The organism is Psychrobacter phenylpyruvicus DSM 7000 = NBRC 102152 (assembly GCF_000685805.1).
GTDB lineage: Bacteria > Pseudomonadota > Gammaproteobacteria > Pseudomonadales > Moraxellaceae > Psychrobacter > Psychrobacter phenylpyruvicus.
This window is the reverse complement of the sequence record NZ_JMKP01000009.1, coordinates 67,561-90,914: the sequence shown is the minus strand read 5'-3', so window position 1 is coordinate 90,914 and position 23,354 is coordinate 67,561. Positions and strand designations below refer to the sequence as shown.

General features: G+C 41.3%; 23 protein-coding genes. 5 read left to right on the top strand and 18 right to left on the bottom strand.

Annotation, left to right across the window (positions count from 1 at the left end):
• Positions 1–18 precede the first annotated feature (18 nt).
• The 9 genes from G561_RS0105575 to G561_RS0105535 form a co-directional block, all read right to left on the bottom strand.
• Positions 19–1,467 carry a PGAP1-like alpha/beta domain-containing protein gene (locus G561_RS0105575; protein WP_028858667.1) on the bottom strand — a complete coding sequence of 483 codons (1,449 nt, stop codon included), beginning with the start codon at positions 1,465–1,467 and terminating at the stop codon, positions 19–21.
• A gap of 205 nt (positions 1,468–1,672) precedes the next feature.
• Positions 1,673–2,350 carry a fumarylacetoacetate hydrolase family protein gene (locus G561_RS0105570; protein ID WP_037031767.1) on the bottom strand — a complete coding sequence of 226 codons (678 nt, stop codon included), beginning with the start codon at positions 2,348–2,350 and terminating at the stop codon, positions 1,673–1,675.
• 135 nt (positions 2,351–2,485) lie between these two features.
• Positions 2,486–3,211, bottom strand: coding sequence for an ABC transporter permease (locus G561_RS0105565; protein WP_028858665.1), 726 nt, complete (start codon positions 3,209–3,211; stop codon positions 2,486–2,488).
• Positions 3,212–3,220: 9 nt separating this feature from the next.
• Positions 3,221–3,961: an ABC transporter permease gene (locus G561_RS0105560; RefSeq protein WP_028858664.1), complete on the bottom strand. Its 741-nt coding sequence runs from the start codon at positions 3,959–3,961 to the stop codon at positions 3,221–3,223.
• A 352-nt stretch (positions 3,962–4,313) separates the two neighbouring features.
• Positions 4,314–5,147 carry an ABC transporter substrate-binding protein gene (locus G561_RS0105555; protein ID WP_028858663.1) on the bottom strand — a complete coding sequence of 278 codons (834 nt, stop codon included), beginning with the start codon at positions 5,145–5,147 and terminating at the stop codon, positions 4,314–4,316.
• 183 nt (positions 5,148–5,330) lie between these two features.
• Positions 5,331–6,176 (bottom strand): ABC transporter substrate-binding protein, encoded by an 846-nt coding sequence (locus tag G561_RS0105550; protein WP_028858662.1) that lies wholly within the window; start codon positions 6,174–6,176, stop codon positions 5,331–5,333.
• A gap of 69 nt (positions 6,177–6,245) precedes the next feature.
• Positions 6,246–7,043, bottom strand: a complete 798-nt coding sequence (locus tag G561_RS0105545; protein ID WP_115342940.1) for a transporter substrate-binding domain-containing protein — start codon at positions 7,041–7,043, stop codon at positions 6,246–6,248.
• Positions 7,044–7,365: 322 nt separating this feature from the next.
• Positions 7,366–8,172, bottom strand: coding sequence for an ABC transporter ATP-binding protein (locus G561_RS0105540; protein WP_028858660.1), 807 nt, complete (start codon positions 8,170–8,172; stop codon positions 7,366–7,368).
• Between the two features lie 399 nt (positions 8,173–8,571).
• Entirely contained in the window at positions 8,572–8,964 is a 393-nt protein-coding gene (locus G561_RS0105535) for a hypothetical protein (protein WP_028858659.1), read from the bottom strand.
• A 533-nt stretch (positions 8,965–9,497) separates the two neighbouring features.
• Between G561_RS0105535 and G561_RS0105530 the strand changes: the two genes are divergently transcribed.
• The 3 genes from G561_RS0105530 (at position 9,498) to G561_RS14035 (ending at position 13,339) form a co-directional block, all read left to right on the top strand.
• Positions 9,498–10,796, top strand: a complete 1,299-nt coding sequence (locus G561_RS0105530) for a glutamate-5-semialdehyde dehydrogenase (RefSeq protein WP_028858658.1) — start codon at positions 9,498–9,500, stop codon at positions 10,794–10,796.
• A 713-nt stretch (positions 10,797–11,509) separates the two neighbouring features.
• Entirely contained in the window at positions 11,510–12,784 is a 1,275-nt protein-coding gene (gene gltS / locus G561_RS0105525) for a sodium/glutamate symporter (RefSeq protein ID WP_028858657.1), read from the top strand.
• A 96-nt stretch (positions 12,785–12,880) separates the two neighbouring features.
• Positions 12,881–13,339 carry an OsmC family protein gene (locus tag G561_RS14035; protein WP_051584388.1) on the top strand — a complete coding sequence of 153 codons (459 nt, stop codon included), beginning with the start codon at positions 12,881–12,883 and terminating at the stop codon, positions 13,337–13,339.
• 181 nt (positions 13,340–13,520) lie between these two features.
• Here the strand turns inward: G561_RS14035 and pepF are convergent, their stop codons facing one another.
• The 3 genes from pepF to G561_RS0105505 form a co-directional block, all read right to left on the bottom strand.
• A complete protein-coding gene (gene pepF / locus G561_RS0105515; RefSeq protein WP_028858656.1) occupies positions 13,521–15,326 on the bottom strand; it encodes an oligoendopeptidase F in 1,806 nt (601 codons plus the stop codon).
• Between the two features lie 101 nt (positions 15,327–15,427).
• The gene (locus tag G561_RS0105510; protein WP_007395774.1) at positions 15,428–15,739 is read right to left on the bottom strand and encodes a DUF7677 family protein; all 312 of its coding nucleotides are present in this window, start codon (positions 15,737–15,739) and stop codon (positions 15,428–15,430) included.
• Entirely contained in the window at positions 15,729–16,505 is a 777-nt protein-coding gene (locus tag G561_RS0105505; protein WP_028858655.1) for a type 1 glutamine amidotransferase, read from the bottom strand. Before G561_RS0105505 ends, G561_RS0105510 begins: the two co-directional genes overlap by 11 nt.
• A gap of 281 nt (positions 16,506–16,786) precedes the next feature.
• Here G561_RS0105505 and G561_RS0105500 point away from each other — a divergent pair, with 281 nt between their 5' ends.
• The gene (locus G561_RS0105500) at positions 16,787–17,035 is read left to right on the top strand and encodes a DUF2164 domain-containing protein (RefSeq protein WP_028858654.1); all 249 of its coding nucleotides are present in this window, start codon (positions 16,787–16,789) and stop codon (positions 17,033–17,035) included.
• Between the two features lie 26 nt (positions 17,036–17,061).
• Here the strand turns inward: G561_RS0105500 and G561_RS15325 are convergent, their stop codons facing one another.
• Together G561_RS15325 and G561_RS0105485 are read right to left on the bottom strand one after the other, a co-directional pair.
• Entirely contained in the window at positions 17,062–17,232 is a 171-nt protein-coding gene (locus G561_RS15325) for a hypothetical protein (RefSeq protein WP_174519756.1), read from the bottom strand.
• Positions 17,233–17,368: 136 nt separating this feature from the next.
• Positions 17,369–18,247, bottom strand: a complete 879-nt coding sequence (locus G561_RS0105485) for a LysR family transcriptional regulator (RefSeq protein WP_028858653.1) — start codon at positions 18,245–18,247, stop codon at positions 17,369–17,371.
• Positions 18,248–18,341: 94 nt separating this feature from the next.
• Between G561_RS0105485 and G561_RS0105480 the strand changes: the two genes are divergently transcribed.
• Positions 18,342–18,950 (top strand): LysE family translocator, encoded by a 609-nt coding sequence (locus G561_RS0105480; protein ID WP_028858652.1) that lies wholly within the window; start codon positions 18,342–18,344, stop codon positions 18,948–18,950.
• Positions 18,951–19,039: 89 nt separating this feature from the next.
• On the opposite strand, the gene glyA is transcribed toward G561_RS0105480, so the two are convergent.
• From glyA to G561_RS0105460, 4 genes are all read right to left on the bottom strand, one after another.
• Entirely contained in the window at positions 19,040–20,296 is a 1,257-nt protein-coding gene (gene glyA, locus G561_RS0105475) for a serine hydroxymethyltransferase (RefSeq protein ID WP_028858651.1), read from the bottom strand.
• Between the two features lie 222 nt (positions 20,297–20,518).
• Positions 20,519–20,998, bottom strand: a complete 480-nt coding sequence (locus G561_RS0105470) for an SH3 domain-containing protein (RefSeq protein ID WP_028858650.1) — start codon at positions 20,996–20,998, stop codon at positions 20,519–20,521.
• A gap of 203 nt (positions 20,999–21,201) precedes the next feature.
• The gene (locus G561_RS0105465; RefSeq protein WP_028858649.1) at positions 21,202–21,663 is read right to left on the bottom strand and encodes a chorismate--pyruvate lyase family protein; all 462 of its coding nucleotides are present in this window, start codon (positions 21,661–21,663) and stop codon (positions 21,202–21,204) included.
• Between the two features lie 33 nt (positions 21,664–21,696).
• Positions 21,697–22,959, bottom strand: a complete 1,263-nt coding sequence (locus tag G561_RS0105460; protein ID WP_028858648.1) for a GNAT family N-acetyltransferase — start codon at positions 22,957–22,959, stop codon at positions 21,697–21,699.
• Between the last annotated feature and the right edge of the window lie 395 nt (positions 22,960–23,354).

The following is a 23,354-nucleotide window of genomic DNA, read 5'->3' as shown; positions in this document are numbered from 1 at the left end:
TTTTTTGGGTCAATGCTTTTATACGACAACTTCAATATCATCTTTGGCAAATGACTCTATACGTGACTTTAGCGCTGAGTCACTACTGCCATTATCATTTAGCCACTCTATAACTTGATAATGTATCCGGCGGTCATACAGCAGATTTAGGTGATTCACCCCATAAAAGATGGCTTTACGCCCTTCCGGCACATATAACGTATGCAGCTCTCCAGCTTCACCTAATGCAGATTCAATGGTTACTAAGCCATCTCCTACTAGATTAGTGGCTTTAGAATCATAGACCCCTTCCACCATAGATCCTGCAATAAAATAGGTCCTGACATGGCGAGGCAACTTGGTAGGATGACGAAACTCTTCTGGCAATACATCCCGCTCTTTTAGATATTTCCAGTCCTCATCGCGAATGCTGCCATGACGCAAATCAATAATTCCAGCACTGCGAATATTACCCATCTTTGAGAATGAAGCCGCAAAAGGTACCTTACCTGCAAGACCTAATAGATAATGACTGGTACGCTCAAGCAGTGCCCCTTGATGCGGGGTGCCCAGAGTGATTAGATTACCGACCTGATCTAACCAATCAAGCCCCTCTTGTTCGGCATAAAACAAAGCACTACGGGCTACTAGCCCGCCCATACTATAGCCTACCAAGTCAATTTGGGTGATATCTGGGTTTTCTTCGAGGAGCTGCTTCATGAGATGCGACAAGCGGCGACCGTTTTGTGAGATACGCTTCCCGGTGTTGTAATCTAAATACAGAACCGTCGTCTGCGGCTGAGCCGAAGCTATATTCTCACCAAGGCTATCGTCTTCACAAGGGTGCCAGCTTAAATAACTTAGGCATAGACCATGACACAGTAAGACAACTCTACCCGACAGCTTATTGCCCAAAGGTTGACCATATCTATCATAAATAAGCATGGGCACCGCAAGCGAATTTTGCTGGGCAATTAAATGATCGCCTATCATACCATTGATGATATTAACGCCTTGCTTCAGGGTATTTGACAATCTTCGATCATGATAGCGCCGCAATGCTTTACGCACCAACTTAGTATTGGTCTGTGTTACACCGGTACCCACCTGCTGCACCAAATGACGCATACCATTATAAAGTTTACGATTAAATCCATTTTGCCAGCGTGTCAAAGAGTCTTCATTAAAGCGCCCCAAGGGCCTGAGCAACAGCTCCGAATGCAGAGACTCTATAATTTCAGTGACTTCCAGTACCCCAGAGGTAGCCAGCTGAGTTAACCCTTCAAATACGTCCCCTATTGTAAGCGGAGTACTTTTCAGAGGGTTACCTACGTCGGTAGCTGCCATCTTGACAATTTCTTCTTCATCAAGAGTGTCAAGTGTGTCCATTTTTTCATGCAGCTCATTTAAAAACACCGGATGAGAAGAGGTAACTAGCTCACACGCTTCAGATAAGTTATAACTTTCAACAGGCTTTGGCTTAGTCATATTTTGATAAAATAATTTATGAAAGAGATCTCATATTAGCCTGTCTTATAAATAAAGTAAAAACCTCAAGTGTTACACGCTTGAGGTTTTTGTAGACCTATTATTACCGGTTCAGCTCTAAACATCCCTTTGTTTACTTATAAAAACCCGCCATTAAAATTAATGACAATTTTTATAGGCAAGATGAGAACAATAACTCAAGCCATTACGCCACTTCTGCCTGCCACTGATGCTCACCTAATTTTAAGCTCAATTTATCACCTGCCTTTAACACCCCCACACCGCTTGGGGTACCAGTCATGATTACATCGCCAGGCTGTAAGCTAAATGCATAACTGATTTCACTTAACAGCTCATATAGAGGAAACAGCATCAGCTCAGTATTGCCCTCTTGCGTCAATTTCTCATTAATATATAACTGATAATTAACGGCACTAAAGTCAGCAAAAGCTTCAGGGTCAACCCACTGTGCGAGCACACAGGACCCATCGAAGCATTTGGCACGCTCCCAAGGATGACCTTTGTCTTTGAGTTCACTTTGCAACTCACGTAAAGTTAAATCTAGCCCTAAGGTGACCGCATCGATTGCTTTTGGCGTCGCTTTGATAGATTCGACTGAGGCGGCCTTTAGAGGCGCCCCAATACGCACGCAGAGCTCAGCTTCATAATGTACATCATACGCAGTGCCTCTTGGCACATCTCTAATTTGACTGGCAATAAGCGAATCGATACCAATCACACTAGACGCCGGCTTAATAAACAATATGGGCCGTGTCGGGATTTCATTACCTAATTCAGCAGCATGAGCAGCATAGTTACGCCCGACGCACACGACCTTGCCTAATTGCTTAGCGTTATCGTGGCTCTCGATAGAGGTTGTCATATTAATTCTCACAATTTAATTTATATGGGCTTTATCAATCAGCATTATTAATGACCACATTATCATCTAAGTTTAGATAAAAAAACAGCCAGCATATAATAATAGCTGGCTGCTTATTTTTGAGAAAGACATTGGTTAAGGAATGGTATTGGTCGCTACATCAGGCGGGACATAACTGGCATGACGGTTCACCCGCTTCTCTATCAAGCGGAAGGTGAGCAATATTACCCAAGACAATACTAGGTAAATAACGCCAGCCGCAAAGTACAACTCAAAAATAGTGTAGGTACGAGCACTGATGGTCTTAGCAATACCGGTAATGTCCATCAAGGCGATGGTCATGGCCAGCGAGCTACCTTTTAGCATAAAGATAACTTCATTACTGTAAGCAGGAATCATGATACCAAAGGCACGAGGCAGAGTAATACGCGTTAACTTTTGCCAACGTGACATACCAATGGCATCTGCTGCTTCCAGCTCACCTGGTGGGATAGATTGGATAGCACCCCGAATAATTTCTGCTATATAAGCACTAGTATTTAGAGTAAAAGCGATAATGGCACACCAAAACGGCTGTTTTAGTACCGGCTCCCACAAGAAGGACTCTTTGATAAATTCAAACTGTGATAAACCATAATAGATAAGGAATATCTGTACCAGTAACGGCGTTCCCCGGAAAAAGAAGATATATAAAAAGGGCAGTACTTGCACCAGCTTATTGGAAGATAAACGCAATAGAGCTAGGCCCAAACCAAAAATAAAGCCCAGAACACCAGAGATAACCACCAGCTTAACGGTTAATGCGACACCACTTAATAAGTCAGGTAGGTATGTAAAAATTACTTGCCAATTCCAGTCCATGTCTGCCCCCTACCCTTTGGCTGCATTAATTGATTGCGAGACGTGTTGTTTCGCAAGTTTTCTTGCATAGCGCTGAGCAGGATTTGCCCGCCATTCAAGCCACATCATAAAGGCAGTCACCACAATGGTAAGTCCCAAGTAAATAAAAGCTGCGGCCATATAGAAAGTAAAAGCTTGCTGGGTCGCCTGAGCCCCGCGCGCAGCATGATACATGATGTCTTTTAACCCCACCACTGAGACCAATGCCGTATCTTTTAATAGCACCAAAAATAAGTTACCCAAGCCAGGTAAAGCCAAGCGCCAAACTTGAGGTACAATAATGCGGAAATAAACCTGCATCGGCTTCATACCCATCGCTTCAGCCGCTTCCCACTGACCTTTTGGTATCTCTTGGATGGCCATCCTAAATACTTCGGTAGCATAAGCACCAAAGGCAATAGACAGCGCCAACACCCCTGCTAAAAATGGACTGACTTCAACATACTCGTTATAGCCGAACTTCTGCAGCACCGCCATAATGAGCATGGAGCCGCCGTAATATAAAAATAATACCAACAGCAGCTCAGGTATACCACGCATAGTCGCAGTATAAACCGTCGCCAGTTTGCGAAATATCCAAATCTTAGAAAGTTTGGCAGTAGCCCCTAACAGCCCCAAGACCAAACCTATTGCAAGACTTGCTAAGGCAAGTTTGATAGTAATCAACGAGCCACTAAGTAAGAGATGTCCAAAACCTTGCAAATCAAACACGTGAGAAGCAACCTAAATAATGAGAGAAGAATAAACGACTACGACTATATATGATACGGGATAGTAAAACGGAATACTCAGTAACAGTCCTAAAAGCTGGGGCTGTCATCAAGTGCATTGAACAGCACTGAGATTAAATCGTATTTTATGATTATATGCAAACGGCGAATTCTAACATATTATACGTCAATTAGTTAAGTAGATGATGACCTCTAAGTATGGCTCTTGACCTGTTAGCACGGCTCTATCGACAACCGGTGTCATTAAAAGCGTAATACCTTAGCCCTCAACATTTTTTCTATAAAAAAAGCCTCACTCTGCAGTGAGGCCTTTTAAAGCGATGGTAAATATACTAAGGCATCGGGAAATGCTTGTCTTTAATACGGTCATAAGTCCCATTGGCTTTTATCGCTGCCAATGCGCTATTGATGTCTTGCTTTAACGTATCTTGCTTACGTACTGCAATAGCAAAGTTATCATCAATCTCAATCTCTGAACCTTTAATCTCAAAGGTTGAGCCGTTCTTAGTTAACCACTCTAGAGCCGGTAATTTGTCAGAAATCATGGCATCAACACGATTAGATTCTAAATCCAAAAAGGCATTATTTAATGTATCGTACATTTTAATGCTGGTTTTTGGATAGCTGCTTTCTAACCACTGTGATGAAATGGTTGAACGCTGTGCTGCAATTTCACTACTATTGATAGCCTCGGCATTACTGGGATCAAAACTACTGTCTTTATTAGCAATAAATACCAAAGAGTTGGTGAAATAAGGGTCGGTAAAATCTACTTGCTCAGCACGCTCAGGAGTCACTGACATCGCAGCAATAATGGCATCGTATTTTTTGGCTTTTAGACCTGGAATAATGCCTTCCCAGTCTTGAGCAGTGATCTCACATTTTCGTTGCATCTGGTCACAAAGAGCATTGGTGATATCCACATCAAAACCAGCCAAATTACCTTCAGCATCGGTATAGTTAAAAGGAGCATAGGCTCCCTCAGTTGCCACGCGCAGTACTTTTTGCTCTGCATCAGCCCCTTCAGCAGCAGGCTCACCGGTGCTATCAGTATTATTACAGCCAGTTACTAAGGCAGAAACAGACAATGCGGCAATAAGAGTGACAGCCCCTTTTTTGATACGGCTAGAGGATGTGTTGCTATGTGCTACTAGGCTTTTAAGCATTCTTATGTCCTTATAAATTCTAAAAATATCTGGTCTGAAGTCTTATCGCCTTAACTGCCCTCTCAGAACCAAATAGCAAATAGAAGACTTACGACTTTAGCCAACAAGACGAACATCAGCCTTTAAGCTGTAATGTTCTTTTGTTATCTTAATGTTTTGGGACAAACCCTACTTAAGAGCAGTCTACTTAGTAGCCGCAGCTTGAGCAGCAGCGGTGTTGCTGGTGCCAAAGTAAGGGGCTGAAATTTCATCATACTTGCCGCTGTCTTTTAAAGCTTGTAGCGCCGTATTGAATTTAGCGGCCAATTCATCACCTTTACGCACCGCGATACCCATGGTGTCGTCGGTATTAAACTCTTCGCCTTTTTGTTCAAAGGCTTGGCCTTCGTCGCTCGTTAACCAGTAAGCGGCGGTAACTTTATCTGAGAATAAAGCACGAATACGACCTGAAGTTAGATCTAGATAAGCGTTCTCTTGAGTGTCATATAAGTTAAGTTTGGCTTTCGGATGAGTCTCTTCGATATACTGCGCCGCAATGGTAGCGCGCTGAGCTCCCACAGACACATCACTAAAGTCATCGGCGACACTGACATCATCGCCCTTTTTCGCCACTAAGATAAGACCGTTACTTAAGTACGGCTCAGTGAAGTCTACCTTTTGTAGACGCTCAGGCGTGATTGACATACCGGCAATAATGGCATCAAACTTCTTAGCCTGTAGACCTGGAATTAAGCCGTCCCACTCTTGAGAGCTGACCTCACACTTAGCTTTCATTTCATCACAAAGCGCATTGATTAAATCAATTTCAAAACCAATCAATTTACCATCAGCATCGGTATAGCTTAATGGCTTATAGCTTGATTCAGTTGCGATTCTGATGGTTTGCTCTGTGCTATCAGCATTGCTAGCTTCGGTTGAGTCGCTAGCCGCAGGAGCTTCACTGCTGTTATTACAAGCGGCAAGCATTAAGCCCGATAAAGCCACAGATAATACAGCCCATTTACTTTTTGATTTTATTGCAGTTGTCATGATGTGATCCTAGTTTTGATTAATATTTGATAACAAAAATTTCATTAATAAGACTACGACGGCTTAGGTTTATTTACCAAAGTTAGCAGCTTCAATTTCTGCCAACTTACCATTAGCACGAATCGCCTCAATACCTTTATCGAACTCAGCTTTTAGGGGGTCGTTTTTGCGGAACGCAATCCCTAAATTGTCATCATTATCAATCTCGTCACCAATTACTGCATATTCAGGGTTCTCTGGTAACCAGTCTGCTGCGGATACTTTTTCAGCCAAAACAGCGTCCACACGACCTGATTTCAGATCAAGATAAGCATTTTCATAAGTATCATATAAGTTAACTTTGTTGCCGTCTTTATTATCAAAGTTGGCCAGTAGGTATTCGCCCAAAGTGGTTGAGCGTTGGCTACCTAAATCTTTATTGGTAATGTCATCAGGGCTAAAGGTACCGTCTTTTTTGGCCAACCAAACCATAGTGTTTGAGAAGTAAGGAGCACTAAAGTCAACGGTTGCTGCACGCTCTGGCGTGATAGACATACCGGCGATGATGGCATCGTATTTATTGGCCAATAGGCCTGGGATAATACCGTCCCAATCTTGAGAGACAATCTCACAGTTGGCTTTAATTTCATCACAAACGGCATTGATAACATCGACATCGAAGCCGCCCAAAGTGCCGTCATTATTGGTGTAGTTAAATGGAGGGTAAGCCCCTTCAGTAGCAATGCGAATGTCTTTGCCTTCTGCAGAAGTCGCACCTTCTACTTCTGCCTTAGTGTCAGACTTTGAACAACCTGCTAGCCCAACCATACCAGCCATAACCAGTACCGGTAAAACTTTGCGCGATAACTGCATATCAAATAATGACATTTTTTCTTTCTCCAAAGCCAAAAAGTGGCTTATACAAAACTAAGTGGGCTAAAAATTTTATGGATATTACCAACCGAATTAATGGTCTTATAAATCCAATTAAAGCCTCCAACTAGATATAGTGATAATGAGGGACATACGATAAGGTTTGTGTAATTTACATATACAAAAATAATACATGAGGGTTTGACTAAAAACAAATCATTTTATTGCTTCATTTTTATACAGTGCCACAAAAAAGAGTGAGTACCCATTGACACTCACTCTTATCAACCCATCATTTATTAAAAGATTTATTAATCATTCATCCAGTAATAAATAACTAATCAATTTTATTGGCATCGGCATGGTGCGAGGCCATAAATTCACGCACCCGAGGCGAAGTTGGGTTATCAAAGATTTGTTCTGGGGTGCCCGCCTCTTCAATGCGGCCCTGATGCAGGAATACTACTTGCGAGGATACATCGCGAGCAAAGCGCATCTCATGAGTAACGATAAGCATGGTGCGGCCTTCTGCGGCTAAATCACGCATAACCGCTAATACTTCATTTACCAGCTCTGGGTCTAGGGCAGAAGTCGGCTCATCAAACAACAATACTTGTGGGTTCATCGCCAAAGCCCGAGCAATTGCCACACGTTGACGCTGACCCCCTGATAGGTTGTCAGGATAAGCATCTTTTTTATCGAGCAGACCCACTTTTTTTAACAGTTGTTCAGCTTCTCTTATGGCTTGATCTTTACCTATTTTTAGAACCTGAGTCGGTCCTTCAATGATATTTTGTAAAATAGTCTTATGCGGCCATAAGTTAAAGTTTTGAAAAACAAAGCCAACACGAGCACGGAATCTTTCTAGCTGTCTTCTGTTAGCAGCTTCCAACTCACCTGATTTACCAGGGACCAAATCCAATGACTCACCGCCGAGGGTAATAGTGCCTTGATTGGGCTTCTCTAGAAGATTAATACAGCGCAATAAAGTGGACTTCCCTGAGCCTGATGAGCCCAAAATAGAAATCACATCGCCATCGTAGGCTGTGAGTGAGACCCCTTTTAATACCTCAAGCGAGCCGTAGCTTTTATGAATGTTTTGCAAATCAAGGGCAATAGGTCGATCTGAAGTAGAGTGTGGCATAACAGTGGCTAGTGTCCGAAATAAGTAGTAATCAATAGAATAAAGGGTATAACAAAAAAATAAGCAGGCTACCCTAAGCGATAAATTTTAAGGGTGTATTGTCTCTTAAAACCCAGTTGATAAGCAAATTTTTTACCTATTAACATTATGACTTATCGTATTTTTAAGTTAATAGTCAGGATAACTTTTACTAATTTGCTAATTTTTTAGCTTTTACCAAATACAATGCTCAACCAATTGTGCTCAGACAGCAATAAATGATTGTTAAAATAAAAACCCTCTCTATCGCATATTATTTTAACAATGCAATAAAGAGGGCTGCTATTTACTTGATTAAAAGTTACTTAATTAAAGGGCTAGGCTTATTTAGAAGCCTATAATCAATTAGTTAGTACTCAATTAATTAGTAGAAACATGCTCTTGTGTTTCTGTACCATCGATAACTTGATCTTGGTCTAGCATGCCGGTGTCCACCTCACCTTTTTTAGTCTCAGGAGCATTAGGGTCAAGCTGGGTCAAATCACCTTCAGGTTTTGGTACATTATCTTCCTTCATAGCGTTTTCTCCCATGCCATGATCTTCCATATTATTCATGTCATGCTCTTCTGATACTGTACCCATATTGCTATCAGTGGCCATAGTACCAGCATTATCTTGGGTCTCAATTGAATTTGATTCTGCCGGTTCTTCGACTTCAGGAGCATTAGCTGCGTTGTCACAAGCAGTAACACCCATACTTAATAAACCTACTGCAAAAACTGGCGCCAAAATTGATTTTTTTAGATTTTTCATATAATTACCTGCATTTAGTTTTTTTAGAGTAAATTTTTAACAACTCTTGTTTATAAAAGGCTAGCTTAATTTTATAAGCGAATCTTAGCTTTTATAAACTAAGCTCGGTTTAAAGCTTGTTATTGCCTATATTACTCTTTCCTTTTTTTATTTCAGCCAAGTTTCGTAGTGATTTATAAGCATTTATGTAGAATAAGTAATCTGAGTCGTAACCCGGGGTAATTAATTATGAGTTTATTTAGCTAAATAGTTGTTTTATTAGCATTAATAGTAATTTCATATATCGACTCTAGCTTTTACAAAGGCTTATCAATGTTTACTTGCTCGTATTAGGCTCCTTAAGTTTAAATTTCTTAGTTTCAAAATTGTTGGCTAAAAAATATAAGCTATTTCTTAAATTGTTATCCCCTACCCCTTTATTATAAAGCTCATAATTATAAAGCTCATATCTGGCTTTACTATTGGCTATATCTGCTTTATGTTATAAGTAAATAAATCTTATTTTTAATATTTACCAGCTAGGAGAATGATAAATGGCACAAGACATCACGGACGTCAAAAATTATATGCAGCAAGTGGGTCAACAAGCCAGACAAGCTTCAAGATTACTGGCTGCTGCCAATACTGGCGATAAAAACAATGCACTTTTGACTATCTATGAGCAATTAAAAAAAGCAAAATCTGATATCTTGGCCGCTAATAAAATTGACATGCAAAAAGGTCATGATAATGACTTAGATGCAGCCCTATTAGACCGCTTAGAGCTAACGGATGAGCGCTTTGAAGGTATGTTGCAAGGTTTAAAAGATGTGGCTGCTTTGCCCGACCCTATTGGTGAAGTGACCGATATGACTTACCGCCCTTCAGGGATACAGCTAGGTAAAATGCGGGTGCCTTTAGGTGTGGTGGGTATGATTTATGAATCTCGTCCAAACGTCACTTTAGAGGCGGCTTCATTAGCCCTAAAATCAGGAAACGCCATTATATTGCGTGGTGGCTCTGAAGCTTTTGAATCAAACCAAGCCATTGCTAAGTGTATCTTGGCAGGTCTAAAACAAGCCGGCCTCCCTGAGCATGGTGTACAAGTGCTACAAACTATTGACCGTGCTGCTGTCGGTGAGCTAATCACTATGACTGAATTTGTCGATGTGATTGTGCCTCGTGGCGGTAAAGGCTTAATTGAGCGTATCAGTAATGATGCTCGAGTGCCGGTCATTAAGCACTTAGATGGCAATTGTCATACTTTCATTGACCGTGATGCAGACCCTGAAATTGCTGTTACCGTCAGCGTGAATGCCAAGACCCATCGCTATGGCACTTGTAATACGATGGAGACTTTATTGGTAGATAAGGCTATTGCTGACACCTTGCTACCCAAGATTGCCGAAGCCATTATCGAAGCGGACAACGCTATGCAATTACGCTTAGATGCTGAATCAAAAGCCATCTTACAAGACAATGCTAAGCTGTCAGGTCATCTAAGCGATGCCAATGAGGAAGATTGGGACACAGAATATTTGGCACCCATCTTAGCGATTAAAATTGTCGAGGGAATTGATGAGGCAATCTCGCACATCAACACCCACGGTAGCCATCACACTGATGTGATTATCACTGACAATTACAGCAAATCACAGCGCTTTATCCGTGAAGTTGACTCATCAAGCGTCATGATCAATGCCTCTAGCCGCTTTGCAGATGGTTTTGAATATGGCCTAGGCGCTGAAATCGGTATTTCAACGGACAAAATTCATGCCCGTGGTCCAGTAGGTCTAAATGGACTGACCTCTCAGAAATGGATTGTCTATGGTCATGGAGAAGTCCGAGGCTAAACCGTTATTTATCACAGGCTTTTTAAATTAAGGCCAGACTAAGGCTAGGTTTGAGATAAGGTATGAATCATTTCACCTAACATAAAGTCCTACAACATAATTAAACGTCAGCACTATGCTGGCGTTTTTTTATTGCACAGCCATAAGAAAGCCATTATTTAGTTAAAAATCTTATAGTTACCTTAATACCCCTACTGAATTGTCACTTTATATTGTAGAATAGCCGGTTTTGAGTCCAGATAAACATGATTCTAGAGCGTTTTCAATCTCTGTTGATTATCTACTTATTACATAAAATCAAAAAGTTAGCATTAGTATGCAACACCTCGCTAACAACAACTTAATCTAAGTTATTAATTTCAGCTTTCTTTGCGCTGATACACTATTTTCTAATTAATGACGACTTTTAATTAACGACAGCGCTACTCAGTTATTAAAACTCAATAATAGGGACTTCAAACTCAGCTAATCACCTATTAGCATGGGCTTTTTTATTTCAAATTATAGTCAAACCTCTATAAATGAAGCCAGTGTAGTACTCGCTTTTCTATAGTCAACGACCTTTAAAAATCGATACAAAACAACCTAGTAAAAGTATCACAGCTGTAGGCTATGGCAGATGCCAAGACGATTTATAAGCTCACCGACTATATACCTTCACTTTAAAGATGGCTGACTTATAGATAACCGTATCGTTGTAAAAGGAGTAGTTTATGGAAATCACCTTAAATGGCTATTACACCTTGATTTTAGCCACACTTGTTTTACTACTTGGCCGCTTCTTGGTCAAAAGAGTTAAGTTTTTAGAAGACTTTAATATCCCAGAACCTGTCGCTGGTGGTTTAGTGGCAGCCCTCGTTATTTATATCATCAACTTATCTTTGGGCTACAGCTTTAACTTCCAACAAGAGCTACAGACTGCCTGTATGCTGATGTTCTTCGCCTCTATCGGACTTAGTGCCGACTTTGGACGCCTAAAAGCAGGTGGTACCCCGTTAATCGTCTTTACCCTAGTTGTATCTTGCTTTATTATCGTACAAGACATCGCAGGTGTCGCTATTGCCAGTACCTTAGGACTTGATCCTTTATTAGGACTAGTCACAGGGTCAATCGCTCTTACTGGTGGTCATGGCACTGCAGGTGCTTGGGGACTGACTTTAGAAGAGCAATACGGTGTCGTTGGTGCAACAACCTTAGGGATTGCTGTTGCCACTTACGGCTTGGTTGCTGGTGGTATTATCGGGGGTCCTGTTGCACGCCGCTTAATCAATAAGCTTGGCGTAAAGCCTTCTGCTCACAACCCTAATCCTACTGAGGTTGAGAGACTTGCAGGCAAGCAATCACTATATAGCACCAAGCACAAAGAAGAAGAAGCATATCGCAATAAAGAAATCTTTGAAAAACCAGATAATATCCGCTTGATAACAGCGTCCTCTACCATTGAGTCATTGGCTTTATTTGCAGCAGCCTTAGCCTTTGCTGATATTATGACCATTGTTGGTAACGACACTTGGTTTGAGCTACCTACTTTCGTATGGGCATTGGCAGGCGGTGTCATTATCCGTAACGTATTAACCATCGTATTTGACTTTAATATGTTTGACCGTGCCATCGACGTGATTGGTAACGCCTCATTAAGCTTGTTCTTAGCAATGGCACTACTGTCACTAAAACTATGGCAATTAGCTGACTTAGCGGGTCCTGTCTTAGTAATTCTAGCGGTACAAACCGTGGTCATGATTGCTTATGCTTATTTCATAACCTTTAGAATTATGGGTAAAGACTATGATGCTGCAGTACTGGCTGCTGGTCACTGTGGCTTTGGTATGGGTGCCACCCCGACTGCTATTGCCAATATGCAAGCAGTCACTGACCGTTATCAGCCCTCGCCAAAAGCATTCTTAATCGTGCCTATGGTCGGTGCTTTCTTCGTTGATATTGTTAACGCCACAGTGTTGCAGATTTTCACTAAGCTGCCATTTATGTAGCAAGCCGTTAAATATTGTCTGATATAATAGGTTTGTATAAAATAACTTTGCAAATCAATTGCATAAGCCAACTTGATATATCAAAGGATGATAAAGATGAGCACAAAATTAACTCAGTTTAATGTTAAGAGTCATTCCGAAGGCAAGATGCGCGTTGACCTTGATATGCGTGATCTGACCATGATCTTAGATGAACCTAGCGAGTTTGGTGGAACTAACCAAGGTGCAACGCCTGTGGAGGCTGCTGTTGCTGCTTTATCAGGGTGTGTCTCTATCATGATTAGCCTAATTGCCAAGCGCCAAGGTATCACCGTTAATGGAGTTGATATTAATGCAGACTTTGACCTTGATATGCGCGGCGTTATGTTTGTGGCAGAAACCGGCAACCCTTTTAAGGAGATTCGCCTGTCTATCATTTTAGACGCTGATATCTCGCCCTCTCAATTGGCTGAAATGCAACAGCAGGTTCGTCAGTACTGCCCACTGCATAGCTTATTTGTACAAGCAGGTACTGAGATTGTTGAAGAGTGGTCAGTGATCTCTAACCAATCCTAGTATTGATTTAGACCATTGCTTTAATAAAAATATCAGACTTATAACCGAAAACCCCCTCGCTATTTAATAGCGAGGGGGTTTTTTAATGCCATAACTTTGGCAATACTGGGCTAATAATCTAGTGCTTTGACTTGAAATTAGTAACTCTTAGATTAAATCTTACTGCAACCAAAACAGAGGATTACAACTGCTCAGTTAAGCTCACAGCCTGATTAATCAGCTCGTCAATAAAACCAATCGTGTCTATCAGGGTTGCTTTATCCATGATATCCACCCCTACCATTTCAGCTAATTGTGCTGGAGTTTTGCTGCCACCTGCCCGCAATACCGCCAACCAATCATCGATAACTTCTTCACCTTGACGCAGCTTTTTGAACAACTGAGTGGCGATGCTCAAGCCAGCGCTATAAGTATAAGAGTATAGCCCTAAGTAATAATGGGGCTGGCGCATCCAAGTTAAGGCCGCATCCTCATCAATCTCCACCGCCTCACCCCAGAACTGTTGCAACGTCGCTTGCATCATGTCATGCAAATCATCGGTACTCAGGTTCTTCCCAGCATCTACCGCACGATAAACTTCACGTTGGAAGTGGGCTTCAAGATAATGGGTAACGAAATTGTGATAGTAGGTATTGGATAATAAGGAGGAAACCACATAACGCTGAAAGGCTTTATCCTCTGTGTTTTGCTGTAGCAGATGATAACCGAGTAACAGCTCATTACACGTTGAAGGCGCTTCAATAAAATATAGTGAAGGCTCATAGCTTAAGTAGTTCTGATATTGCCCGGCGTTATAAAAATGTCCGGCGTGACCAATCTCATGAATCAAGGTAAATACATCGCCTAGATTCTGTGTCCAAGACATCAACACATAGGAGTGTTCGCCATAGGGTGACGCACAAAATCCGCCAGTGCTTTTACCTTTATTTTGGGCGAAGTCATACCAACGCTCCTCAAAAGAGCGCTGCACCATATCGGTATAATCTGTGCCTAATAAAGACAAAGCGTCTAAACAATACTGTTTGGCTTGCTCAATACTCACTTGGGTCACAAAGTTGGCATCGAGTGGTGCTTTTAAATCAGCAAAGCCCATCTTTTCAATGCCATTAACCTGTTGTAATAGCTTGGCATAACGGCGCATCGGTGGTGCTAAATGAGTCATAATGGTGTCAATATGCTCATCATACATCTCGCGCGATACTTTCTGATCCTGTAAAAGATAATCAAATACTGAGTCATAACCTCGCATATCGGCGATGATTTTCTCTTTTTTTACTTGTGCCAAATAATTGCTGGCAATAGTGTGCTGTGACTGACGTAAGCGTGCTGAAAATGCTTTGAATGCTTGACGACGAAACTCGGTATCGACCGCCGTTTCATATTCATTTTCAAAAGTCGAAAAACTCAAAGGATAAGTCTGCCCATTGACCTCAAAGTCTGGGAAAGTCATATCTGCCAATTTGCACTGTTCATAGTTTTGATACGGCAAATCCAGTACAGGTGATAACGAGATAAGTGCCGTCTCTAACTCTAGACTCAAGGTATAGGGCTTTTGCGCCAATAAGTCTGATAAAAACGGACGGTATTTATCGTTTTCAGTCATCGCTTGCTTAATCAGAGCCTCATCGGCCTGCTTTAGGGTCTGCTCAACTATCGCAGTTTGGCTATTTAGTTTGGCGACTTTTGACTCAAAATCTCTAGCTCTGACTTGTAGCTCGCTATCGCTCATATCTACCGCACTTTGCGCGCCAGCATAAGTATCAGCTTTGGATAAAATAGTTAAGTAAGCTTCATAAGTCTGTAGCAAACGCACGATACTAGCACCATCGGTTAGATTGAGCATCGGCTCGCTAATAAGCTCGTTGGCAAGCTGAGCGGCTTGCTCTAAATCTGCGTAGAAGTCATCTGGCGTAGCGTATAGCGCGGTCATGTCCCAGGTTAAATGCGCCGGGACATCGCTTCGTTTGGGTAGAGCTTGAGTAGTCATAAGGGTCCTTTAACTTTTAAAAACACTATTTTGAATTAATATTATCTTTTTATCTTATAGATTCGGGATTGCTAGATGACCCTAATATAGGTTAAACAGATTTACCTATCTCGCTTTGGTGGGCCATATAGCGTGGTTTCCCATTCCTCGAAAGGGGGATCAACAATATACTCTGAACAGTAAGATTTAAGATAGTCCGTTGCTCTTTTTTGTGCATAAGTAAAGTTCAAAACTTTACCCTCTTCATCCATTTCTAATACATTGGCAAATATGGCAAAGACCATTTCGATAGCACTGGGCTCAGTTCCAAATAAGTCAATATATTCAATGTCTTGAAGCATATAATGAGTACCACTTGCTATAAAATAAGCAAAAGTACTCAAGGCACCGCTAAAATCTTGACTAACTTTCATTTTTCACCTTCTTATAGCTTGAAGCTAGGTTATCCAATATCGTATCAAAGTAGGCATTATTGTCAGTAGCAAATTGGGCAGTGTTTTCTAAAATATAAGCTGGAGATTGCACGGTTTTCGGATACTGCCTCATATCCTGTTCAGAGATACCTTTACCCTCATTGATCATAGTCTGTAAGCTAACAGGCGTCACCTCAAAATGACATTGCCAACCTATGAGCCAAGAGCCTAGCTGTTTATGGTTGTCGGTTTGATAAATAAAACCTTGGTTTGGCCAATGTTCAGAGGTAGCTAGAGACGTAGCACCGTCTGGTAAATCAAAACCATCGCCATGCCAATGAAAGGTGGTAAATTGATGAGGCACTCCATTCAATAGCGGATGATGGACACCTAGTTCAGTCAGTGTCAGCTGTGTCCAACCTATTTCTTTGATATCGATTTTACCCACATTGGCACCCAAACCTTCAGCAAGTAGCTGGGCACCCAGACACATGCCAATGACCGTCTTACCCGCTTTGATGGCCTCAGTGATAAACTCCTTTTCTACCTTTAGCCAAGGAAATTTGTCAACATCGTAAACCCCCATAGGCCCGCCCATAATAATCAACCAGTCAAAGCTATCTTGGCCTGGCAGAGCATTGTCCGCCACCAAGTCCTCTGCAAACTGAGTAAGGGTTAGCTCATGACCGTTGCGCTTTATCCAATACTCAATAGACCCTAGAATATTGATATGATTGTGCAATAAGGCGTGGATGCGTAGAGTCATATTTCGTCCTTTATTTTCAATGCCTTTATTTTGACGCTTTGATTCCGATCGCTTTACTTTAATGCTTTTATTCTGATCCCTTTACTTTGATAATTTTATTCTAATAGTTTCGATTGCTATTCATTACGCTACTTATGGGTTATAACTTATGGGTTATAACTTATGGCTTATAACTTTTGGCTTATAAAATAGTACTATAGCTTATTGGGCGTTTAATGAAAGCAAAGTAGAGAACCTGAAATGGATTAAATCAATAATTCTAGATATAAACTGAGTAAATCATGAAACCTAAAAAGCTATTGCAACTGGACAAAGAACAGGAAGAAGTCTTGCTCGATGAACTGCGGGCTTACATGAGTGATGAACTGGATATGGATATCGGCAACCTGCCCGCTAAGTTTCTGTTAGATTTTATGGTGGAGCTGATAGGACCCAAGATTTACGATCAGGCGATTAGTGATACTGAACCTTGGCTATACGATAGATTTACGGGCATCTTAGAAGATTTATCTGTTTTAAAGAAAGACTAAGCAGGCCGTAAACCACTCATTGTAACTTAACTATCGAGATTGGCCATATTATCTAACATTAAGCTTATCCAAGCATTATTGTCTTCAATATACTGCTCACCCAGTGCCAGTATTTGTTTAGCAGTCTGCACTGAATCAGGATGTTGAGTTAGTGAGTCTCTTATGTACTCCTGTCCCTCTGCCACCATATCTATCATGCTTTTGGGTGTGACTTCAAAATGACACTGCCAGCCCACTGCTCTATATAACCTAGTTTTTCAAAATCGACGTGGTATAAGGCATGTATTTTAAGCGACATGAGCGGTTTCCTTGAGAAACTGCTAAAAGTTGAAGTTATATAGCCGAAAAGGTAGCTTCGCTGTCTAACATTTGTTGTTGCAGCCACATTTTAAACTGCACTTTTCGACTATCCTCATAAAAAGGAGTAGCTGATAATAGATGATAGGAAGAACTGTCTGCTACCGGAGGCTGAACTAGCTGTAATGATTGATTGGCAAGCTCTTGCTCGACCATATAACTTGATACAACAGCAGTACCTAGCCCGGTTAGACAAGCTTCAATACATAAGTAAAAGTGATCAAGAACTAGCTGACTATAGGTCAATAATTCATCGTTTAGTAACTTCGAGTGTGTTAATTGGTTCCATAGTTGAGGCCTTGATGACGACAACAATAGGGTACGATGCTGCTTAAGATTGGCGTTACGAACAGCCACCACATGCTCATCGGCTATTTTTTCTTGATAAATCCCTTTACCCCAATCAAAGTCATTACGCCTTAATGCAAGATCAACAGCGCTACTCTGAAAATCAACAGGGCCTCCACCGGTGAGCAATACTATTTCAAACCCTGTCTCCAACTGATTAAAGTTTACTAAACGTGGTATCAGCCATTTCATCGCGATTGTCGGCTCACAAGACAGTACCAATTGCTGTCTTAGAGTTTGCGATTTACTCAAAGACAATAAGCAACGATCTAACTGAGGAAATACTTGCTGACAACATGAGAATAAGTGCTCTCCCTTAGACGTGAGCACTAAAGTCTTATTAACTCTATCAAATAGGTCTATACCCAGATCATTTTCTAAATTTTTGAGTTGTTTACTGACTGCGCTTTGGGTCACAAACAGCTTTTGAGCAGCCATAGTCACGCTACCATACGTTGCCACATAATAGAAATACTTTAGCGAATTTAAAGACAATCTTTCTATCATGCCAAAATCTCATGGAAGATGAGTGAAATAAGTCAATTTTAGTGTACCGAAGGATGTGTCAACATGCCACTACATTCATCTACTTGAGCAAACCATGACAGAATTCTATGCCGTTATTGCTATTACTATTCTTGCCGTCATTAGTCCAGGAGCAGATTTTGCAATTGTGACAAAAAATAGTTATTTATATGGCCGCTCGATTGGCGTTCTCACTTCAATAGGTATCGCACTGGGTGTCTTAATACATGTTGCTTATACATTAATTGCCATAAACCTTATTATGACCGTGGCGCCAAACTTTCTAGACATAATAAAATATATAGGGGCGTTTTATCTTATCTATCTTGGCTATAAAACGTTCATTCAGATACCCGTAAAAGAGAACCAAACCACAACGATTATTCACGGCTGGAATGCTTTTAGAAATGGTTTTTTCACCAATGCCTTAAATCCTAAAACCACTTTGTTTGTTATCAGCACCTATACTCAAATCGTAAGCGTGACAACTCCGCAAGGAGTTTTAGTTGGTTATGGTGCTTTTATGTCACTTGCTCACTTTACCTGGTTTGCTTTAGTAGCAGTTGTATTCTCTCAATCTTACTTAAGAACAAAAATGCTGAGTAAACAAGTGGCTATTAATCGTGTGATTGGTTTGATTTTGGCAGGATTAGGTTTGGTTCTCCTGCTATCAAACTTAAAATAAAAAATTATCTAACATGCATAAAAAAACCGCCTAGCCAAAAGCTAAGCGGTTTTTTATCAACCCCTAAAAACAAGCGTCAATAAAGCTAATTACTGGTTACGCTCATAAACAGGAAGTTCAGCACAGATTTTCTCTACTTTAGCGCGAGTGTCTGCTAGTACTTTTTCGTCACCACGGCTGTCTAACACATCACAAATCCAGCCCGCTAAATCAGAAGCTTGTGCTTCGTTGAAACCACGAGTAGTAATCGCTGGAGTACCGATACGGATACCAGAAGTTACGAATGGAGATTTAGGGTCATTTGGTACCGCGTTTTTGTTCACTGTGATACCGGCATCGCCTAACCATTTATCTGCTTCTTTACCCGTCATTTCCTGCTTAACAAGGCTGATTAGCATTAGGTGGTTTTCAGTACCGCCAGAGATGATTTCATAGCCACGCTCTTGGATAACTTTGGCCATTGCTTGAGCGTTTTTCACTACTTGCTTCTGGTAAGTTTTGAAGTCATCTTGTAGCGCTTCTTTGAAACATACCGCTTTGGCAGCGATAGCATGCATCAATGGGCCACCTTGGTTACCTGGGAATACCGCTGAGTTTAGTTTCTTAGCCAGCTTGTCATCACGAGATAGGATTAGACCAGAACGTGGACCGCGTAAGGTTTTGTGAGTCGTAGTGGTTACCACATCTGCATAAGGTACAGGGCTTGGGTAAACACCAGCAGCTACTAGACCTGCAACGTGTGCCATATCTACAAAGAAATATGCGCCAACGCTATCTGCGATGTCACGGAAACGCTGCCAATCTACTACTTGTGAGTAAGCTGAGAAACCAGCAATGATCATTTTTGGTTTGTGCTCTTTAGCCAAACGCTCAACTTCGTCATAGTCGATTAGACCAGTTTCTTCTACTAGACCGTACTGAACCGCATTGTAGTTGATGCCTGAGAAGTTTACGTGTGCACCGTGAGTCAAGTGACCACCAGCGTCTAAGCTCATGCCTAGTACAGTATCGCCAGCTTCAAGTAGAGCTAAGAATACTGCTGAGTTTGCCTGACTACCTGCGTGTGGCTGTACGTTTGCGTATTCAGCGCCAAATAGTTCTTTGGCACGATCAATCGCTAACTGCTCAACGATATCAACGTACTCACAACCGCCGTAGTAACGTTTGCCAGGATAACCTTCAGCGTATTTATTAGTTAGGTCAGAACCTTGCGCTTCCATTACCGCTGGCGAGCAATAGTTCTCAGAAGCGATTAGCTCGATATGACTCTCTTGACGCTTGGTTTCTGACACCATGGCTTGATATAAATCAGGGTCATAGTCTTTAATGGATATGTCTTTAAACATATTATGGTCCTATTTATTCCAGTTAGAGTTAATAAGGTATTAAAGGGTTACAGAGATAACAGTAGAGGTTTGAGCCGTATTTGAATACACAGGCCTCGCTGTAATGCCTAAGTGTACCATGAAAACGACCCTCTATATGACAAAAAAGAGTCATGCTAAGCTGACTCTTTTTAATGATTTTATAACATAATTTAGACGGGTTAATTTCTGTTAAAAGAAAGACTAATATTGGAAGGCGACTAGCGGCTTAGATACCCATCCTTCGCCTTTATCACTTTGTACATAATAAAAATCATTCTTTTCAGAACCCATATAAATCATAATGTCTTGTCTAGTTAAAGTAGCGACTGATGCTGATGATTTATTAGGCTGAGAATAGAGGGTAGTACTATTAAGTTTGCCTTGTAGTACGGCGCCAGCAGCCAGCTTACCTCCCATGACATTAGACTGCTCAGATGATTGACCTTTAAGTCCAACCTCTTCAGTCAAGTCCTCTACCGCTTGTTTGCTACCCCGAATAGTATTGGCTGTTTGCCCAATAGAGCCAATAGTGCTCTGGACACTGCGGATACTGTCCAAAAATCCAGCATTGGCACTTAGCGGCAAGCCTGTCAACAGACTCACAAATGCTATAGAAGTTAACGCCTTTGAGGCTATATTTTTGCTCGATTTTGATAGGTTATTATTGTTAAATATGGTCATAGGAGGTCCAAAGTAGCACTTAATAGCGAAGGTAATGGGTAGGGTTACTGTCGTATTACTTAACATAATTTATACTATATATTTACTTCAGTGCAAGCTTTTTTTCTATGGATTTTCACCTTATTGGACCAGTAACTTTAAGCAATTTTAATAACAAGCAACTTCAATAATGCTTAATACCAAAAATCAGAGTTAAGAGTTATTTATTCACTAAAAGCTGGCAAAAAAGTTTCACTAATTAATAACTCTCTGTTGTACCAATTATAAAGGGTATTGCGCCGCCAGCCCTGCTCTGTCCAGTCAATGGTTCGCTGATGAGGCAAGGTAGTTTGACGCTTAAATAACACATAGCCAATGGGTGTGCCCTGCAAGTACTGTAGCCGCTTAGCTTCCCCCTTTAAACTAGTCAAAGGAAAAATGCTTTGCGCTGCCACCCAAGGTTCTTTGCTATTTCCATACAATAAAGACTCTCGCACCCACGCCATGACCGGTCTATTTAACTGGGCGCCTTGATAGCCTATTTGTTTTTTTTGTGCCAAAGTTAAAGCCCGATATCCCTCAAAGGTAGGCTCTACTTTTAACGGCTGTCCTGCTTTAGCTTCCAATAAAGCAGTTAGTGAGCCATCTGAGGTCAGCCAAGATAGCGCCTCTGCTGATATAGACATGCTGTATCCTTTAACTGATTCTGATTCTTAGGCCTAGCCCTGAAAGCGAGGCATATTTTCAATATTAAACGGTAAGGCGTCATGGGCCTGCTGACGATATTGCTGCATATAATCCCGGTCTTGCTGACAGAAGTTAGCAATTGCTGGCTCAAAACGAGGATCATAAACTCGGTGTAACGAGTGAGTCTTTTGCGGTATAAAGCCGCGAATTAGTTTGTGCTCGCCTTGAGTGCCTGGGTCAAAATAATGCAGCCCCTTATCGATAGCAAATTCGATGCCTTGATAATAACACAGCTCAAAATGCAAACTATCATAGTCATCAAGAGCCCCCCAGTAACGCCCATATAATGTCGCATTGGCTTGGGCTGGATCATCATAAAAGAACAAGCTACTTGCCACCACCTGTTCGCGCTCATCAACAGCTTGAGCCAACATAATATGCTCAGACATACTCTGGGCAATTTGCTCAAAAAACTCTGGGGCTAAATAAGGGCGACGACCCCGCACTGCATAAGTCATGGCGTAGCATTGGTAAAATACCTGCCAATCTTCAGCCGTGATATCCTGACCGGTCTTTATACGGCAGCTTAAGTTTTGCTTGGCTATCTTTTTGCGCTCAGCTCGGATATTTTTTCGCTTTTTGGCTGTGAGAGTACTTAAAAAATCATCGAAGCCAACAAACGCTTTGGGGTTGCCTTGTTGATCTATATCGGTCAGCTTTTGATTTTGCCATAAAAATTGACAACCTTGACGCTCAAGCAATCGATGATCAGATAAGGGGTTAGGTAATTGCTTCGCGGCTGTGAGCTGCTCCGTTGCAATAAACAACCCATGCCAACTTGACGCGCCCACTTGCTGCGCCACATCGTCCACAGCTGCAATGGCAGTCTGCCAAATAGCAGGATTTATAGTTGCGCCTTCTACCAACCACAAACGCTGGCCCATAACTGGAGTATAAGGCACACTGGTCACTAGCCTAGGATAATAGTCCTCACCATAGCGAGCATAGGCTTCAGCCCAAGCATGATCAAACACATACTCACCTTGGTGATGACCTTTGATAAATAACGGCATGACTGCGACTAAGATTAAAGAGTGCTCACCATCTACCTCGGATTGTGCAGACTGCTTATAGATCTGTAGATATAAAGGTATCCAACCAGAAGCCTGACCAATCGCTTCACTGTCAATAAGCGCTTGCCAATAAGCAAAAGACATAAATGGGGTGTCAGGTACCTGCCAATTAGCCTCATTTTGCCACTGTAAGTCTTGGGTAATACTGTAGGAATAAATCATCGCTCTTTATCTAATTGATTATTATTGCCCTAGGGTAGCAAATTATCAGCGTTTTGCTGACCCTATTTTAACCCCGTCCTTTTTTTTGCAGTTTATTATTTGAAAAAATAGTTTTCATCCCCATAACTGACCCTGCACCTATCAGGGTGTTCGGTAAAATGCAGACAGTGCTCGATATAATAGGGATAAAAAAAGCCATCTACATTAATATAGATGGCTTTTATTGCTTATTTTGTTTTTTAAAAAATAACTATTCTAGGTAATAGATGATATCGAGGCTGAGGACTGGTAAAATACAAGTTTACTAGCTTAATATAATTCGTATACATAGCGTATGCATAAAAATTGTATACTTAGTTCATTATACGAGATTGACATTGTTTCGATTTTATAGT